12 protein-coding genes and 1 pseudogene are annotated in these 16,899 nt (G+C 35.5%); 4 read left to right on the forward strand and 9 right to left on the reverse strand.

Annotation, left to right across the window (positions count from 1 at the left end; all coding sequences use genetic code 11):
• Positions 1 to 278: pseudogene (locus tag ACIQ0M_RS06410) on the reverse strand (DNA-binding response regulator); the annotation flags it as partial.
• A gap of 281 nt (positions 279 to 559) precedes the next feature.
• Between ACIQ0M_RS06410 and ACIQ0M_RS06415 the strand changes: the two are divergent.
• The gene (locus ACIQ0M_RS06415; RefSeq protein ID WP_396150893.1) at positions 560 to 889 is read left to right on the forward strand and encodes an ArsR/SmtB family transcription factor; all 330 of its coding nucleotides are present in this window, start codon (positions 560 to 562) and stop codon (positions 887 to 889) included.
• A 215-nt stretch (positions 890 to 1,104) separates the two neighbouring features.
• Here ACIQ0M_RS06415 and ACIQ0M_RS06420 read toward each other — a convergent pair whose 3' ends face one another.
• The 4 genes from ACIQ0M_RS06420 to ACIQ0M_RS06435 all read right to left on the reverse strand — a co-directional run bounded on the left by ACIQ0M_RS06420 (position 1,105) and on the right by ACIQ0M_RS06435 (position 6,554).
• Positions 1,105 to 3,378: a cation:proton antiporter gene (locus tag ACIQ0M_RS06420; RefSeq protein WP_396150895.1), complete on the reverse strand. Its 2,274-nt coding sequence runs from the start codon at positions 3,376 to 3,378 to the stop codon at positions 1,105 to 1,107.
• Positions 3,379 to 3,487: 109 nt separating this feature from the next.
• Positions 3,488 to 4,204 (reverse strand): LytR/AlgR family response regulator transcription factor, encoded by a 717-nt coding sequence (locus ACIQ0M_RS06425; RefSeq protein WP_396150897.1) that lies wholly within the window; start codon positions 4,202 to 4,204, stop codon positions 3,488 to 3,490.
• Positions 4,167 to 4,934: a sensor histidine kinase gene (locus tag ACIQ0M_RS06430; RefSeq protein ID WP_396150899.1), complete on the reverse strand. Its 768-nt coding sequence runs from the start codon at positions 4,932 to 4,934 to the stop codon at positions 4,167 to 4,169. The genes ACIQ0M_RS06425 and ACIQ0M_RS06430 overlap by 38 nt, the downstream gene beginning before the upstream one ends.
• A 78-nt stretch (positions 4,935 to 5,012) precedes the next feature.
• A complete protein-coding gene (locus tag ACIQ0M_RS06435; RefSeq protein ID WP_396150901.1) occupies positions 5,013 to 6,554 on the reverse strand; it encodes a glycine--tRNA ligase in 1,542 nt (513 codons plus the stop codon).
• Between the two features lie 115 nt (positions 6,555 to 6,669).
• Between ACIQ0M_RS06435 and ACIQ0M_RS06440 the strand changes: the two genes are divergently transcribed.
• Both ACIQ0M_RS06440 and ACIQ0M_RS06445 read left to right on the forward strand, forming a co-directional pair.
• Positions 6,670 to 7,350, forward strand: coding sequence for a ComF family protein (locus ACIQ0M_RS06440; protein ID WP_396150903.1), 681 nt, complete (start codon positions 6,670 to 6,672; stop codon positions 7,348 to 7,350).
• Between the two features lie 85 nt (positions 7,351 to 7,435).
• Positions 7,436 to 9,025 carry an Ig-like domain-containing protein gene (locus ACIQ0M_RS06445; protein ID WP_396150905.1) on the forward strand — a complete coding sequence of 530 codons (1,590 nt, stop codon included), beginning with the start codon at positions 7,436 to 7,438 and terminating at the stop codon, positions 9,023 to 9,025.
• A gap of 121 nt (positions 9,026 to 9,146) precedes the next feature.
• Here ACIQ0M_RS06445 and ACIQ0M_RS06450 read toward each other — a convergent pair whose 3' ends face one another.
• Positions 9,147 to 9,914, reverse strand: a complete 768-nt coding sequence (locus tag ACIQ0M_RS06450; RefSeq protein WP_396150907.1) for an amidohydrolase — start codon at positions 9,912 to 9,914, stop codon at positions 9,147 to 9,149.
• 70 nt (positions 9,915 to 9,984) lie between these two features.
• Here ACIQ0M_RS06450 and ACIQ0M_RS06455 point away from each other — a divergent pair, with 70 nt between their 5' ends.
• Positions 9,985 to 10,548, forward strand: a complete 564-nt coding sequence (locus tag ACIQ0M_RS06455; protein ID WP_396150909.1) for a hypothetical protein — start codon at positions 9,985 to 9,987, stop codon at positions 10,546 to 10,548.
• Positions 10,549 to 10,980: 432 nt separating this feature from the next.
• Here ACIQ0M_RS06455 and ACIQ0M_RS06460 read toward each other — a convergent pair whose 3' ends face one another.
• From ACIQ0M_RS06460 to ACIQ0M_RS06470, 3 genes are all read right to left on the reverse strand, one after another.
• Positions 10,981 to 13,830 carry a GH92 family glycosyl hydrolase gene (locus tag ACIQ0M_RS06460; RefSeq protein WP_396150911.1) on the reverse strand — a complete coding sequence of 950 codons (2,850 nt, stop codon included), beginning with the start codon at positions 13,828 to 13,830 and terminating at the stop codon, positions 10,981 to 10,983.
• A gap of 287 nt (positions 13,831 to 14,117) precedes the next feature.
• A complete protein-coding gene (locus ACIQ0M_RS06465) occupies positions 14,118 to 14,876 on the reverse strand; it encodes a succinate dehydrogenase/fumarate reductase iron-sulfur subunit (protein WP_396150913.1) in 759 nt (252 codons plus the stop codon).
• Between the two features lie 6 nt (positions 14,877 to 14,882).
• Positions 14,883 to 16,892: a fumarate reductase/succinate dehydrogenase flavoprotein subunit gene (locus tag ACIQ0M_RS06470; protein ID WP_396150915.1), complete on the reverse strand. Its 2,010-nt coding sequence runs from the start codon at positions 16,890 to 16,892 to the stop codon at positions 14,883 to 14,885.
• Positions 16,893 to 16,899 lie beyond the last annotated feature (7 nt).

Below are 16,899 nucleotides of genomic sequence, written 5' to 3' on the forward strand. Positions count from 1 at the left end.
GCTTTGCTTGTATCGTGTGAAATAGCGATAATTTTCGGGATCTTCTTTAAAAAACGATGCAACTCGTTTATCAGCAACAAAGAAAGGTTGGAAGTTGAAGAAAGTGGATTAATCTCTAAAAAAACAAAATCCGGTTGATGGGCTAGAATAGCATTTAGACCATCCTCATAATTGGTCGCAGTAGCCACAAGCTGAAAATTTGAAAACCCTTCCATCACGGATTGGATTTTCAAAATGCTTTTGCTATCATCGTCAAGAATGAGGTAAGAATGCATCATAAACCTACAAAATCTTTTGAGTAGAAAATTCAGGAAATTATTCCTGACTTATTTCGTTAAAAAAATTGATTTGTAGGTTAATTGTGTAAAAAAATGGGGCGATTTACACTTTTATCAATTTAAATTATCGGTTTTTTTGTTAAATAAACTTAACCAATAACCATCAACAAACTTAAGCTAAAAAACACGGTTAAAAAAGTATATTTTAAGGCTTTCGATAACACGCAAAAATTTCCGTTAAAAACCTTGTATTTTTTAAAAGCATATCGTAATATTGCGATATGGGTGTAACGAAAACAACCGGGTTTTCAAATGAAACCAACGACATGTCGGAAATCTTTAAAGCCATAGGGCATCCGGCTCGGATTGCTATTATAAAATTATTGAGCAATATACCTTCGTGTGTATGTGGAGAAATTGTAGAAGTACTTCCCCTCGCTCAATCTACCGTTTCCAGACACTTAACAGAACTAAAAAAAGTAAATTTAATTCATGCCGTAAACAAGGGAAATAATATATACTATAGCTTGAACCAAGAAACATGGAAAAAAGTCAAAACTTTTATCAAAACAATTGGTAAACCCGACGGCAGTCCGTTTGACTGCTGTTAATTATTAATTGATTAAATCGAAGCAATAAAATTATATAAAAAGCACATTAAAACGAATTAATTTTATTTTAATAAGCAATTAATTTAAAAATAGTTTTAAACAAATTAATTTGCTAATTTCAAAATAATGAAAGTGTTAGGTAGTATTTTTGTAGTTTAAAAATAATAAAATATCCCAAAGTCATTTAAACTTGAGATATTTCTTTTTATAATGTTTTATTTCTGTATAATTAGTGTTGAGGGAGTGTTACTCAACCAAACTCCTCTCGTTTCTACCAATTTTTTCCAACTGTTAAGACTTATCAACATCAAATCCTGTTTGAGCAAAAATTCTTTTTCAATTTTTTGCTCGTTCATAACAGTTATATGATTGGGAGCTTTTTGTTCAATGGAACGAATCATCTCTTTAATTTCTGCATTATTTTTAATAAATCCGGTTGAATCTAAGATAGTTACCTGTGCTTCGTTGTTATGAATTAGTTTTTGAGCATAGGTAATCAAAAAAGCATCATTTTTATCAAAAACGGGTACAAAAACGACATCCGCTTTAGTGAATTTCTTATCAACTAAAATACCGACCGGTATTTCACTCTTCATCAAAATTTGACGCGTTCTTTCATCAAAAATAGATTCTTCAAAAATGTTTTCTTTTCCTGCGATTGTATTAAAAATACGATCGGGGGTAATAATTCTGGTAGTAAAACCTAAAATTTTACCTAAAAAACTTCCTTCAAACATCGATTGACCCAAACCGATTAAAAGCAAATCAAAATCACCTTGATTACCCGTTTTGGCAATATCGGAATCAATATCATTAGATGCCTTAAAAAAAGTAGAAACCTTTTGATTAATGTTTTTAGCTTCGTTTAAAATGGGTTCAAAACTTTCCTTTTCATAATTCTCAATGCTAATTTGATTGATTTCGTTGGTAGGTGTCAGGTGCATGGCGGTAATCAATGCATTTTCACCTTGCTTTTTAGTAAAAAAATGACTTAAACGTAAAAGAGCTTTACCATTTTTAGCATCTCCAAACGAAATCAGCATTTTATATTTTCCTGAATCAATAATTTCTACAGGAATAGTTTCATCAACAGGTTTTTTGAAAATTCGGTTGATTAAATTCAGTGCAGGACCGGTCATAAAGGTAGTTACCAAAGCCATAATCACCATCATCGCAAAAACTTCGGGAGTAAGAACACCTAAGTCAAAACCAATGTTCAAAACTACTAACTCCATTAAACCTCTGGTATTCATTAACGCACCAATGGTTAGACTGTCACGCCAATTTTGACCAACGAATTTAGCAGCCAAAGCACTTCCCACAAATTTTCCAACGACAGCAACCAAAATGATTAAACCTGTCACTTTCCTTAAATAGGGATCATTTAAAAGTCCTATTTGGGTACGCAAACCTGTAAAAACAAAAAATAGTGGCAAAAGTAAAACGATCGAAACATCTTCGACCTTTTCGATAAAAAGTGTTCTGAAACGCATATTATCAGGCATAATTGCACCCGCCATAAAAGCTCCAAACAAAGCGTGAATACCAATAATTTCGGTAGCATAAGAAGAAACAATCAGTGTAACAAAAAAGATAGCAACAACAGGTTTACTCAATTTTTCTTTCGTGGCATATAAATCCCCGACTCTTTCTAAGAATGGTCGAACTAATTTTAGCATTAATAATACGTAAAGAGCTGCTAGAGCAATGATATAAAGCGAACTCACAAAAGAACCTGCTTTAACAATTGCAATAACAGCAGCAAGTAAACACCAAGCCGTTATATCATCTGCCGCCGCACATGTGATTACCATCGTTCCTAATCGGGTTTTATGTATACCGCGTTCTTGTACGATTCGAGCTAAAACAGGAAAAGCTGTTATACTCATAGCTATTCCTAAAAACAAACCGAAAGAAGAAAACTGAATACCTTCGGGAGCAAACGATTCATAAATATAATAAGCCAAACCCATGCCTAAAGCAAACGGAATAATGATGCTGGCATGACTTACCACAACGGCATCGTGGGCTTTGTTTTGAAGCACTTTGATATCTAACTCCATTCCGATAACGAACATGAATAAAATAAGCCCTATTTGACTAAGAAATTGTAAGTTCCCCAAAGATTCAACCGGAAAAAGATTCGCTGAAAATTCCGGAAAATACATTCCGAACAACGAAGGCCCTAAAACAATTCCGGCAATAATTTCGCCAATAACTGAAGGTTGACCGATTTTTTTACAAATCCATCCAAACATTCTGGCTACTAAAATTATAGTTACAATTTGAGCCAAAAGTATCGCTAACGGATGATGGATATTATGTGTAATTGATTCTAAAAACGAATCCCATTGTGATAAATTGGTAGAAACGACTTTAATATTTCGGTTATATTCCAATTTTTCGCCTTGAACGGCAATCCAATACATCAAGACAGAAAAACCTCCAATAATTAAAATATAGAAGAAAGAATTTTTAAAGTTTTTCATGATAAAAGGAATTAATTACCTCAAAATTCTATCATTTTAAAATAGCAATATCCGCCTCTGAAATAGAACATTTTATTTTTGTAATGAAACGGCAAAAAAATGTAACAACTTATAAAGTGAGTTTTGATAAAAAATCCTTTTTAAATGAATTTCCCAACGTAAGTACAAGGTTTTTCTCTTTTAAAGTACAATTCGTAGTAATCAGATCAGCAGAAAAAAACTGAACAATGCTAAGTTTGATAATTTCGTGTTTATTAATTCGACAAAAATCAGAAGTTGGTAGCGATTCCAGTAATTTTTCAAAAGAAATATTTTTTAAAATAACGGTTGAACCATCTTCAAGTAAAACTTCTTTATCTCTGCTATCAATCGAAGCGGTTTTAATGTAATTGATTTTGTCGAAATACAATAGTATTTTGCCTTTGTCTGCTTGTAATTGAACAAATTTCTTCGTTGGATTAACTTGCTGAATTCTTTTTAATACCTTTTGAACAGCCATTTGCAATCGCTCTTTTTTGATGGGTTTTTGAAGGTAATCAACAGCATCCAATTCAAAAGCTTCTAACGCAAATTCTTTATACGCTGTGGCAAAAATAATGAGTTTCCCTTGTAATAGATTAGCCACTTCAATGCCAGAAATCATAGGCATCTCGATATCCAAAATACACAAATCAAAATCTAATTCGGGAATTTCACTTAAAAACACATCAGGGTTGTTAAATGCTTTTACGACTTCCAACTCCGGAATTTGTTCGCAAAGCATTTTCAGGTAAGTTAATCCGGGCAGCTCATCGTCGAGCAGCAAGCATTTCAGCTTTGTGTTCAAGTAAATTAATTTTTAAGTGAGCAATATAAACGTCTTTTTCTACAAATCGATCCAGTTTAAAATGGTCTTTGTAGATTATTTTTAGTCTTTGTTCTAAGGTTTGTGTTCCAAAACCGCCTTTTTCTTTTGATAATTTTGATTTTCCTGAAATTTTGTTGGAAACCGTTAAACTGAAAACACTTTCTTTAAATTCAAATACGATGGAAATAAACGCGTCGGCACTTTGTAAATCTGCATGTTTGAAGGCGTTTTCGATTAAATCGATGGAAATCATCGGTGCAATTAATTTTTGATTGTAAAGTAGTTCATCTTCCTTGACCTTCATTTTTACTTTTAATTCAAAAAGCGGACTGACTTTTATTTTATTGATTTCTATTAAGTTACATGCAAATTCGATTTCATCTTTTGGTGTGACGAATTTTTTACGGCTCTCATACAAAATATAATCCAACACATTGGCCAATTTATCTAATGCAAAATAAGTTTGATACGCATGCGATTGTATGGAATTTAAAATGTTTTTAAACAAATGTGGATTGAGTTTTGCTTCTAACGTTTCCAATTGCAGATTGTTGACTTTGTCTTCTAATTGTTGAAACTGCGACTCAATAACTTCTTTTCTTTTTAAGGATTTAAACAATTTATATCCCAAAAAAAGGGCTATTCCTACTACTAAAATAAGTGCAGCAACCAAAAAATAAAAGTAAAATTGAAAATCATTCGATTCCATAATCCAAAAATGTCTTGCAAATTTAAACAAATAAGGCTTCCCGATTGGAAAGCCATATTACATATTATTAAATGGTTATTACATTTTCATCAACCAATTTCGCATGGAAACATCATTGGCGATGATATCTCTCAATTCAGAAATTTTCACACGATCTTGTTGCATTGAATCTCTGTGACGAATGGTAACTGTTTCATCTTCTATGGTTTGATGGTCAACAGTAATGCAAAACGGAGTTCCCAACGCATCTTGTCTTCTGTAACGACGACCTACGGCATCTTTTTCATCATAGGCTACATTGAAATCCCATTTCAGTTCATCCACAATTTTTCTTGAAATTTCAGGCAAACCGTCTTTCTTTACCAAAGGTAAAATGGCGGCTTTTGTTGGTGCTAAAACCGATGGCAAACGCAAAACAGTTCGGGTTGAACCATCTTCTAACGCTTCTTCTGTTAAGGAATTAGCAAAAACAGCTAAAAACATACGGTCTAAACCAACAGATGTTTCCACAACATATGGCACATAATTTCTATTTTCTTCTGAATCAAAGTATTGCAGTTTTTTGCCGGAATATTGTTCGTGAGCTTTCAAATCGAAGTCGGTTCTGGAGTGAATTCCTTCCAACTCTTTGAATCCGAAGGGAAAATTAAATTCAATATCCGCTGCTGCATTGGCATAATGAGCTAATTTTTCATGGTCGTGAAAACGATAGTTCTCTCTCCCTAAACCAAGCGATAGATGCCATTTTAAACGGGTTTCTTTCCAGTATTCGTACCATTTCATTTCTTCACCCGGTTTCACAAAAAATTGCATTTCCATTTGTTCAAATTCTCTCATACGGAAAATGAATTGACGAGCCACAATCTCGTTTCTAAATGCTTTTCCGGTTTGAGCAATTCCAAACGGAATTTTCATTCGTCCTGATTTTTGCACGTTTAAGAAATTCACGAAAATTCCTTGAGCCGTTTCCGGACGCAAATACAAATCCATCGCAGAATCAGCAGAAGCTCCTAATTTAGTACCGAACATCAAGTTAAATTGACGCACTTCAGTCCAATTGCGTGAACCAGACTCCGGACAAGCGATTTCTAATTCTTCAATTAAAGCCTTTACATCGGCCAAATCTTCATTGCCTAAAGAACGTGCCATTCTTTCCAAAATCTCACGTTGTTTGGCTTTGTATTCCATCACACGGGCGTTGGTGGTCACAAATTGGCCTTCGTCAAACGCATCACCAAAACGTTCTCTGGCTTTGTCGATTTCTTTTTGTGCTTTTTGGTTTAATTTTTCGGCATAATCCTCAATTAACACATCGGCACGGTATCTTTTTTTCGAATCTTTGTTGTCAATCAACGGATCATTAAACGCATCTACGTGTCCTGAAGCTTTCCAAGTGGTGGGATGCATAAAAATCGCCGCGTCAATTCCAACAATGTTTTCATGCATTTGCACCATTGATTTCCACCAGTATTCACGGATGTTTTTCTTTAATTCTGCTCCGTTTTGGGCATAATCGTAAACGGCACTCAAACCGTCATAAATTTCACTCGACGGAAAAATAAATCCGTACTCCTTTGCGTGTGAAATTACATTCTTAAAATTATCTTCTTGTTTTGCCATAATGGTGCAAAAATATAAAAAGTGGCTCGATAAGCCACAAAGTTGTTAAAGTTTTAAAAAAAATTATAAATTTGTTTACCGACCGTGAGCTGTTTTAAATCAAATATGAGCCAAAATGTTAAAAAGTTTACTCCATTTATTCTATCCCGAAGTTTGCTTAGCCTGCAAAAATCCGCTATTTACCAATGAAATTTCGGTTTGTGCACAATGCCGACATCAGTTGCCATTAACCCTACATCTTGAAAATCCGGACAATGAAGTAATACGGAAATTTTATGGCCGTTTACCGGTAGAGCATGTTTCCACTTTGCTGTATTTTCATAAAAAAGGAATGGTGCAAGAACTGATTCATCATCTTAAATATAGAAATCGGCAACAAGTGGGTAGTTTTTTGGGTGAATGGTATGGCGAAGAACTTCAAAAAATTCATTCCCAGTTAAAATTTGATGCAATTATTCCCGTTCCTTTACACAAAAAGAGAATGAAAGAGCGAGGCTACAATCAATTGACAACATTTGGTCAAGCACTTTCAAAATCACTACAAATACCCTTTTTCGAAGATATTTTACATCGAAACACCTATGCTATCACCCAAACCAAAAAGTCTTTTTTAGAGCGAACTGAGGCTAAAAAAACCATTTTTGAAATTGAATTTAATGAAAATCACCACAACAAGCATTTTCTTTTAATTGACGATGTAATTACAACCGGTTCAACTCTAGAACAATGCGGAAAAGCAATACTTAAAATTCCGGGAGCACGTTTAAGTATAGTTTGCATGGCGTATTCGCATTGAGTATTCGTAAAGAAAAACTTAAAACATTTCATTTACACTAAATATAATTGTTATTTTGTGGTCACTTTATGCATCAAATAAAATTATGAGAATTCTTTTTTTGCTTCTTATTTCGGTTTTGTTTACAAGCTGTGCCAAGCGAGGTTATATTACCGGCGGTATGAAAGACACTATTGCTCCTGTTTTGAAACTGAGTGAGCCTAAGAATTTCTCAACAAATTTTAAAGGAAATGTCATTAAGCTTCAATTTGATGAATATGTGAAATTGAAAGATGTGAACAAGCAAATGATTATCTCACCTCCAATGAAAACGCAGCCACTCATTTCGCCAATGGCCGCTACGAAAGAAATCAAAATCACAATAAAAGATACTTTACTTGAAAATACGACGTATAGTTTCAATTTTGGAAATAGTATTCAAGATAACAACGAAGGAAATCCTTATCAACAATTTAAATATATTTTTTCTACCGGAACATATATTGATTCGCTTGAACTAAGAGGAACCATCAAAGATGCTTTTGATCGTAAAACAGACAATTTTGTTTCGGTGATGTTGTATGAAAAAAACGAAAAGTTTAATGATTCAGTCGTTTATAAAGAAGTTCCGCGTTACATAACCAATACATTAGACAGTTTAAAAACATTTAAACTTGAAAATTTAAAGGAAGGTAATTATCTCTTAATTGCTCTAAAAGACGCAAACAATAACAACAAATTTGACCCCAAAACCGATAAAATTGCATTTTTTAATGAAACAATCTCCGTTCCAAGCGATTTTGCTTATGAATTAGAATTGTTTAAAGAAGAATTGCCTTTTAAACCTTTAAAACCGATACAAGCCTCCGGAAATAGAATAATCGTTGGCCACGAAGGAAAGGCCGATAACTTAAAATCAGAACTGAAAAACGGAAACGAAATTATTCCCACAGTTATTACGCCATTTGAGGGAAAGGACTCTGTTCAAATTTGGTTTAAACCCATTAAAACCGATTCGCTCTCTTTAAAATTAAACCGAAATAATTTTGAAAAGGAATTTACGGTTAAAATGAAAAATCAAAAAGCAGACTCGTTGACTTTCAAAGCAAAACAAAGCGGAACACTCCATTTTAAAGATAAATTCACACTCACGAGTTCTATTCCACTGATAAAAATTGATGATTCAAAAATTAAATTGATAAATAAGGATTCTGTTGCTATTGCTTTTTCAACGAAATACAATGCCGAAAAACAAGAAGTTGAAATCGATTTTAAAAAAGAACCACTCGAAAAGTATAATTTCACCCTTGAAAAAGGTGCTTTTACTGATTTGCTAGAACGCGAAAGTGATTCAACCGGTTATAGAGTTTCGACTAAAGATGTGGCCGATTATGGCAATCTGCGGCTTCAATTGGAAGGAATAAAATCATACCCCATCATTGTAGAATTGACAGATGACAAAGGTAAGGTATTAGCTTCAGCCTACTCAGAGGGAGAAACGATATTGGATTTTGATTTGGTTGAACCGGCAATGTTTACGGTTAGAATCATTTATGACGAAAACAAAAACAAGGTTTGGGATACCGGAAGCTATCTGGAAAAACGCCAAACCGAAGAAGTCCGCTATTTCCCAACACCCGTGGAAGTGCGAGCCAATTGGGACGTGAATCAAACGTTGAAGTTTAGTGGTGGATGATGAAATTTTCAGGTTTGAAGTTTTAAGTTTTGAATGGGATTTTCGAGTGAGTAGTTGGAGTTTTCACTTGAGAAAATTCTGCGTTTTCCGTGCTTTCTGTGAAAATCTTTCCTTGAGTTTTTCAAGTAGAAATAGAAAAATCATCTCTATCATTCAAAAAATTCAATTTTTTTCGCGTTTCAAGCATTTTTTCTTTATCTAACTCAACATGAAATACATGTTCATTGCGTTGTGGTTCCAAAAGATAATTCCCCAATTCATCAATCACTTGTGAATGACCAACGTATTCATTTTGATTTCCATCCAATCCAATTCGATTTAAACCAACAACATACGTTAAATTTTCTACCGCTCTGGCTTTCAACAAAATATCCCACGCATTTATTCTCACTTTTGGCCAATTCGCCACATAAATCAGTAAATCATATTCTTCCGTATTTCGGGCGAAAACCGGAAAACGCAGATCGTAACACACTTGCAAACAGATTTTCCAGTTATTGAATTCAACTATTTTCTTTTCATTTCCGAGTTGATAGACTTTTTCTTCTCCGGCTAAGGTGAAAAGATGTCGTTTATCATAATATTCCAATTTGCCGGAAGGAAAAACAAATACCATCCGATTAAAAAAATGTTCTCCTTCTTGAATGACTAAACTACCGGTTATCGCAGCATTTTTGGCTTTTGCGAGTTCAATTAACCACGAAATGGTTTCGCCTTGCATAGTTTCTGCAACGTATTTTGGATTCATTGTAAAACCGGAAGTAAACATTTCGGGAAGCACAATTAAATCGGTTTGTTGCGAAATTGCCTTTATCTTTTGTTCAAAATAAAGTCGATTTTCGAATGGATTTTCCCAAACTAAAGGAGCTTGAATGAGTGAAACTATCATTTTTTCTTTTTTGATAAAGATACAAAATACGAATTTGAGATTTTTTCTTATCTTCACAAAAAACAATGCTATGAAAAAATGGATATTTTTATTTGCTTTATTGATTTGCTTTTCAATGAATGCTCAAGAAAAATCAAATGCTCAGAAATTTTGGGAAACTCTGCAAAAACAATGTGGAAAATCGTTTGAAGGCGAAATAATTGAAGCCCCGGCCAACGATGAATTTCGAGGAAAAAAGCTAGTTATGCACGTAAAAAGTTGTGGAAAAAATAAAATTAGAATTCCTTTCTTCGTTGGTGATGATAAATCCAGAACTTGGGTATTGACCTATAAAAATGGTAAAATTACACTCAAACATGACCATCGTCACGAAAACGGCAAACCGGATAAAGTAACGCAATACGGCGGAACCTCAACGAATGGCGGTTCTCAAAACATGCAATTTTTTCCGGCCGATGAATTTACGAGCGAATTGATTCCGTATGCTTCTATGAATGTTTGGTGGATAACCGTGGATGACAAAGCTTTTACGTACAATTTACGCCGTATTGGAACAGATCGGGTTTTTTCGGTGTCGTTTGATTTGAGTGAGGCTGTTGAAAATCCTGAGTCACCTTGGGGTTGGAAGGATTAATTGCTCACTGAAAACAAGTAAACCTTTTAATGGGACACGGATATTAAGGATTTAATAGATTTACGCTGATTTTTTTGATTTGCTTAGCTTGAAATGGATGGAAACAGAATCTTTTTTGCTATCTTCTGCTGAAAAATGCGGATGTGATATAAAACTTTAATTGAACACGGATGCGATGGATTTAATAGATTTACGCTGATTTTTTTGATTCGCTTTGCTTAAAATGGATTGAAACGGATTTATTAATGCAATAAACTGCGACTTTGAGTGAAAACTCTTTCAATGGAACACGGATTAGAAAGATTTAATAGATTTACGCTGATTTTTTGGATTCGCTTCGCTTATAATGGATAGAAAAGGATTATTCTCCTAAAATTTATCGAATTTTTCAACGTCTCGTCTCCCCCTCCTTTGGAGGGGGTTGGGGGGAGGTTACTCCACCGTAATCTCATCCACAAAAATAAACGCTTCCCCATCAAACGGAAAACCTTGATGCCATTCGGGTAATTTACCAAAGTTGGTGGCTTTTACTTTTAAGTAGCGAGCTTTTACAGGTTTTTTGATGCTTTTAAATCCTTTAGTAATGGAATTGTAATCTTTCGGGTCAATTGTATTGTTTTGCGTGTCGAAAAGCATAAAATTCACATTATCATCTGAAATATAGTATTCCACTTTGGTTGGCATTAAAATCCACGAGCGGGTGTCTTGTAGAAAATTAGCTGTAATTTGACTAATTTCACAGGTAGATTGCATATCGATGACTGCTTCAAAATCTTGGGTTTGATAACCTTGCCAATCGCCTTTTCGCCAGTTTTCTGTACCAAAAATGCCATCAATCAAGCCTTCCGGACCACCAGCGTGGTATTGCGGATTGTATTTTGATTTGATGTCGATGGTGAAATTGTTTGGCTTTTTGAAGAAGGTGGCGGAAACAGTGTTGCTTTTTGTTTCTACAGCTTCAAATAAATCAACTAAATATGTTTCAATTTTTGAAGATTTGTCAATTTCAATTGGATTTCTATAAACTTTAAAATTAGTTTTTACAGAATCATTTTGAATCACCCTAAAAAGAATTTCAGGTTTGTTTAATTTTTGAAAAGTAACAGAATTCATTTTAATTTCAACTGTCATTCTATCTTTAAATGATTTGCTTTCAGCTTGAATAACTGGGACAGGAATATATTTATCAGATTCGATTCCTTCAACATCATAATATGAACCAAAATTTTTCATGCTAAAAAATCCAATACTATTGTTATGGTAATCAGCATCTAAGTTAGAAATAATGCCTTCTTTTCCATTTTCAAAATTTACCTTAATTTTTTCAAAAAATGGTTTTACAGTTTCCCAATTTGGCTGACCGGGAGTCACATTATAAATTCCCATTGAACTCAACACATACCACGCACTCATTTGTCCGCAATCTTCGTTGCCAATTAAGCCGTCTGGGTCGTTTTTATAGAAATTGTCTAAAATGAAATATACTTTTTCTTTCGTTTTTTCGGGTTTGTTGACATAATTGTACAAATACGCCACATGATGACTCGGTTCGTTTCCGTGAGCATACTGTCCGATTAAACCAGTAATGTCAACTTGATGACGACCGGAAGTTTCGCTGACAGCATTAAACATTTCATCTAATTTGGCTTCAAATTTTTCAATTCCACCCATTGCTTCTATCATTCCATCAATATCTTGCGGTACAAAAAACGTGTATTGCCAGCCATTCGCTTCAGTGTAATTATTGTTCACTTCTTTTGGGTCGAACGGTTTATCCCAACCGCCATTTTTCTTGGGTTGAATGAATCCGGTTTCCCAATTGAAAAGGTTTTTCCAATTTTGGGAACGAAGCATGAAATACTTGTAATCTTCTTTCTTATCTAGCAACATTGCCATTTGAGCAATGCACCAATCGTCATACGCATATTCTAAGGTTTTGGAAACACTTTCATGTTCATCATCGATGGAAATAAAACCTTGTTTTTTGTAGGCATCCAATCCTAAATGGTCTAGCATAGCGGAATGTTTGGCAGCTTCATATGCTTTTTCGTAATCAAAACCTTTAATGCCTTTTACCATCGCATCGGCAATCACAGAAACGGAATGATAGCCAATCATACAATCGGTTTCATTGGAAGCGAGTTCCCAAACGGGTAAGCGACCGCCTTGTTCAAATTGTTTGATAAAGGTGTTGATGTAATCGGAAGTGCGTTTTTTGTCAATTAACGTGTAAAGCGGATGAGCGGCTCGAAACGTATCCCAAAGGGAAAAAACGGTATAATAATCAAATCCTTCTGCTTGGTGAATTTTATTGTCTCGGCCTCTGTATTTTCCATCTAAATCCTGAGCAATATTGGGTTGCATCATCGTGTGATACAAAGCCGTGTAGAAAATAGTAAGTTTGTTTTTATCGGAAGAAGTGACTTCAATTTTGGAGAGTTCTTTGTTCCACATTTCTTCTGTCGCTTTTTTTACTTTCTCGAAGTCCCAATGTGGGATTTCGGTGCTGTTGAGTTGTGCTCCTTCGTATCCTGTTGGTGAAAGGGCAACTTTCACGAGTATTTTTTCTCCTTTTTTTACTTTTTTGGAGAAACTTATGGCAAGTTCAGTTCCTTTAAAAACTCTTCCTATTTGTTCTCCATTATGATTTACTTTATTAATTTCTAATGGCTGATTAAATTCAATAAAAGCATAAACATATTGGTCACGAGCCCAAGCTTCACTTCTTCTTTTGACAAATATTGTTTTTTCATCAATGATTCTAATTTCTCCTTCCAACAATATATCCCGGTGATTTAAGTCTAAAATGATGTTGGCTTGACCACTTTCATTAAAAGTATATTCGTGAAAACCAACTCGAGTTGATGTGGTTAAACGCACATCAATATTGTGTTTATCTAATTTTACGGAATAAAATCCGGCAGAAGCTTTTTCGTTGGCATGTGAAAAAGTGGAAGAATAGATTTTGTTGTCAAAAGAAGGTTCGCCCATCGTTGGCATCAATAAAATATCACCATAATCGGACACACCAGTTCCGTTGAGATGGGTGTGCGAGAAACCATAAATGCGGTTATCGGAATAATGATAGCCGGAACAGCCTTCCCAACTGCCGTCGATTCTAGTGTCGGGGGAAAGTTGCACCATTCCGTAAGGCACAGTGGCTCCGGGAAATGTGTGTCCGGTTCCACCAGTTCCTATGAAGGGGTTAACGTATTGTTGGTAGTTTTGACTGAAATGTAGTCCGCTAATGAAAAGAAATACTGAAAGAATATAAAATCGCATAGTTGTTTGTTTGTTCTTCAAATATACTAAATTTTCTTTTGGAGCAGGATTTGCGTTAGGGATTGAAGTGAAAAGCCCGGAGCCTAAAAATGCAAATTTTCTTGGGCACAAAAAGCGACCAAAGGAAGCTCTTTTGTGACTTTAGAAAATTGCGTTTTTGGGTGAGGACTTGTAACGGAAAGCCCGTAAACGCACACAAAAAAAGCATTCAACTTTTGCTGAATGCTTTATATTTTTGCCACGAATTGAACGAATTTTCACAAATTCATTCGCAGGTTATGAATGTTTTATAAACTCGCTTTTAAATATTCGCGGTTCATACGAGCAATATTTTCTAACGAGATGCCTTTTGGACATTCGATTTCACAAGCACCGGTGTTGGTACAGTTTCCGAATCCTTCTTCGTCCATTTGACGCACCATATTTAGAACGCGTTCTGTTGCTTCTACTTTTCCTTGAGGTAAAAGAGCGTATTGCGACACTTTTGCACCTACGAACAACATCGCTGAACCGTTTTTGCAAGAGGCAACACACGCTCCGCAACCAATACAAGCTGCTGCCATGAAGGCTTTGTCTGCGTCGTCTTTTGGCACAGGAAGCGAATTGGCATCGATCGTTCTTCCGGAAGTATTTACCGATACGAAACCGCCGGCTTGTTGGATACGGTCAAATGCACTTCTGTCCACCACCAAATCTTTGATTACCGGGAACGCTTTACTTCTCCATGGTTCAACATAAATGGTATCGCCATCGTTGAACATTCGCATGTGCAATTGACAGGTGGTGATTCCGGTATCCGGACCGTGGGCACGTCCGTTGATATACAATGAACAGCTTCCGCAGATTCCTTCGCGACAATCGTGATCAAACGCAACCGGTTCTTTTCTTTCGTTTACTAATTGTTCGTTTAATTGGTCTAACATTTCCAAAAAAGAACTCGCTGTTGAAACGTTGTCTAATTTGTATGTTTCGATTCCTCCTTTGGTTTTGGCGTTTTTTTGACGCCAAATTTTTAGGGTAATATTTATATTTTTTGCTGCACTCATAGTCTTTTATTTATAATTTCTAGCTGCAATTTTAATTTCTTCGTATTTCAATTCTTCTTTGTGTAATTCGGCTTTTGAAATGTCTGAACCTTTGTATTCCCAAGCACCCACAAATTTGAAGTTTTCGTCGTCACGTAGTGTTTCGCCTTCTGCATCCTGGTATTCTTCACGGAAATGACCTCCACACGATTCGTTTCGTTGTAATGCATCCATCGCCATTAATTGTCCGAGTTCGATGAAATCGGCAACACGAAGAGCTTTTTCCAATTCAGGGTTTAATTCATCTGCACTTCCAGGTACAAAAACATCGCTGTAGAATTCTTCTTTTAATTGAGCAATTTCAGCAATAGCTTGTTTTAATCCTTGTTCGTTACGAGCCATTCCTACTTTATTCCACATAATTAAACCTAAACGTTTGTGGAAATGATCTACTGTTTTGGTTCCGTTATTGTTTAAAAACTTATCAATTTGGTTCTTGACATTGTTTTCAGCTTCAGCAAATTCAGGTAAATCTGTTGAGATTTTTCCGGTTCTGATTTCATCTGCTAAATAATTAGAAACCGTATAAGGCAATACGAAATAACCATCGGCTAAACCTTGCATCAAAGCAGAAGCCCCTAATCGGTTGGCTCCATGGTCAGAGAAATTGGCTTCTCCCGCCACAAAACATCCCGGAATGGTTGACATTAAGTTGTAATCTACCCAAACTCCACCCATGGTATAATGCACGGCAGGATAAATTTTCATTGGGGTTTCGTAAGGATTCTCGTCAGTAATTTTTTGGTACATGGTGAATAAGTTTCCGTACTTTTCTTCCAACCATTTTTTACCTAATTTGATGATTTCTTCTTCAGAAGGATTATGATTTCCTTGAGCATAAGCGGCTTGTTTTCCTTTACTTTTAATTTCGGTAGAGAAATCAAGGTAAACGCCTTCGTTGGTATCGTTGGCTTCGATTCCGTAACCGGCATCACAACGTTCTTTGGCGGCTCTGGAAGCTACGTCACGTGGTACTAGGTTACCAAAGGCAGGATATCTTCTTTCTAAGAAATAATCTCTATTTTCTTCGGCAATTTGAGTAGGTTTTAAATTTCCTGAACGAATCGCTTCGGCATCTTCTTTCTTTTTTGGAACCCAAATTCGACCTGAATTACGCAATGATTCTGACATTAACGTTAATTTTGACTGATTTGTTCCGTGAACCGGAATACACGTTGGGTGAATTTGCACAAAACAAGGATTAGCGAATAACGCTCCTTGTTTATGGATTTTCCAACCTGCACTTACATTACTTCCCATGGCATTAGTAGAAAGGAAATAAACATTTCCGTAACCTCCTGATGCTATAATTACAGCGTGAGCGGAATGTCTTTCTAATTCTCCTGTGATTAGATTTCGGGCAATAATTCCGCGAGCTTTTCCATCCACTTTTACTAACTCTAACATTTCGTGGCGGTTGTACATTTTTACACGACCTAAACCGATTTGTCTGGATAAAGCCGAATACGCTCCTAATAATAATTGTTGCCCTGTTTGACCTGCAGCATAAAATGTACGTTGTACTTGCGTTCCACCGAAAGAACGGTTGTCTAACATTCCGCCATATTCACGAGCAAAAGGAACACCTTGAGCCACACATTGGTCGATGATGCTTCCGGAAACTTCGGCTAAACGGTGAACGTTTGCTTCACGAGCACGGTAATCACCACCTTTTATCGTATCATAAAAAAGTCTATATACACTATCACCATCATTTTGATAATTTTTTGCAGCATTAATTCCACCTTGAGCGGCTATAGAGTGAGCTCTACGTGGTGAATCTTGAAAACAAAATGCACTTACATTGTACCCCATTTCTCCAAAAGAAGCGGCAGCAGAAGCTCCGGCTAAACCGGTTCCAACTACAATAATATCAATTTTTGGACGGTTATTTGGTGCAACTAATTTTAAATGATTTTTATGGTTTGTCCATTTGTGAGCAACTGGACCTTCCGGTATTTTTGAATCTAACTTCATAATATAT

It is taken from the genome of Flavobacterium sp. (genome assembly GCF_044339515.1).
Lineage (GTDB): Bacteria > Bacteroidota > Bacteroidia > Flavobacteriales > Flavobacteriaceae > Flavobacterium.

Bases quoted from the DNA above. Each gene is read 5' to 3' on its own strand.
- ACIQ0M_RS06415 (WP_396150893.1), top strand. From the start codon at position 560: ATGGGTGTAACGAAAACAACCGGGTTTTCAAATGAAACCAACGACATG.
- ACIQ0M_RS06420 (WP_396150895.1), bottom strand. From the start codon at position 3,378: ATGAAAAACTTTAAAAATTCTTTCTTCTATATTTTAATTATTGGAGGT.
- ACIQ0M_RS06430 (WP_396150899.1), bottom strand. From the start codon at position 4,934: ATGGAATCGAATGATTTTCAATTTTACTTTTATTTTTTGGTTGCTGCA.
- ACIQ0M_RS06435 (WP_396150901.1), bottom strand. From the start codon at position 6,554: ATGGCAAAACAAGAAGATAATTTTAAGAATGTAATTTCACACGCAAAG.
- ACIQ0M_RS06440 (WP_396150903.1), top strand. From the start codon at position 6,670: ATGTTAAAAAGTTTACTCCATTTATTCTATCCCGAAGTTTGCTTAGCC.
- ACIQ0M_RS06445 (WP_396150905.1), top strand. From the start codon at position 7,436: ATGAGAATTCTTTTTTTGCTTCTTATTTCGGTTTTGTTTACAAGCTGT.
- ACIQ0M_RS06450 (WP_396150907.1), bottom strand. From the start codon at position 9,914: ATGATAGTTTCACTCATTCAAGCTCCTTTAGTTTGGGAAAATCCATTC.
- ACIQ0M_RS06455 (WP_396150909.1), top strand. From the start codon at position 9,985: ATGAAAAAATGGATATTTTTATTTGCTTTATTGATTTGCTTTTCAATG.
- ACIQ0M_RS06460 (WP_396150911.1), bottom strand. From the start codon at position 13,830: ATGCGATTTTATATTCTTTCAGTATTTCTTTTCATTAGCGGACTACAT.
- ACIQ0M_RS06465 (WP_396150913.1), bottom strand. From the start codon at position 14,876: ATGAGTGCAGCAAAAAATATAAATATTACCCTAAAAATTTGGCGTCAA.
- ACIQ0M_RS06470 (WP_396150915.1), bottom strand. From the start codon at position 16,892: ATGAAGTTAGATTCAAAAATACCGGAAGGTCCAGTTGCTCACAAATGG.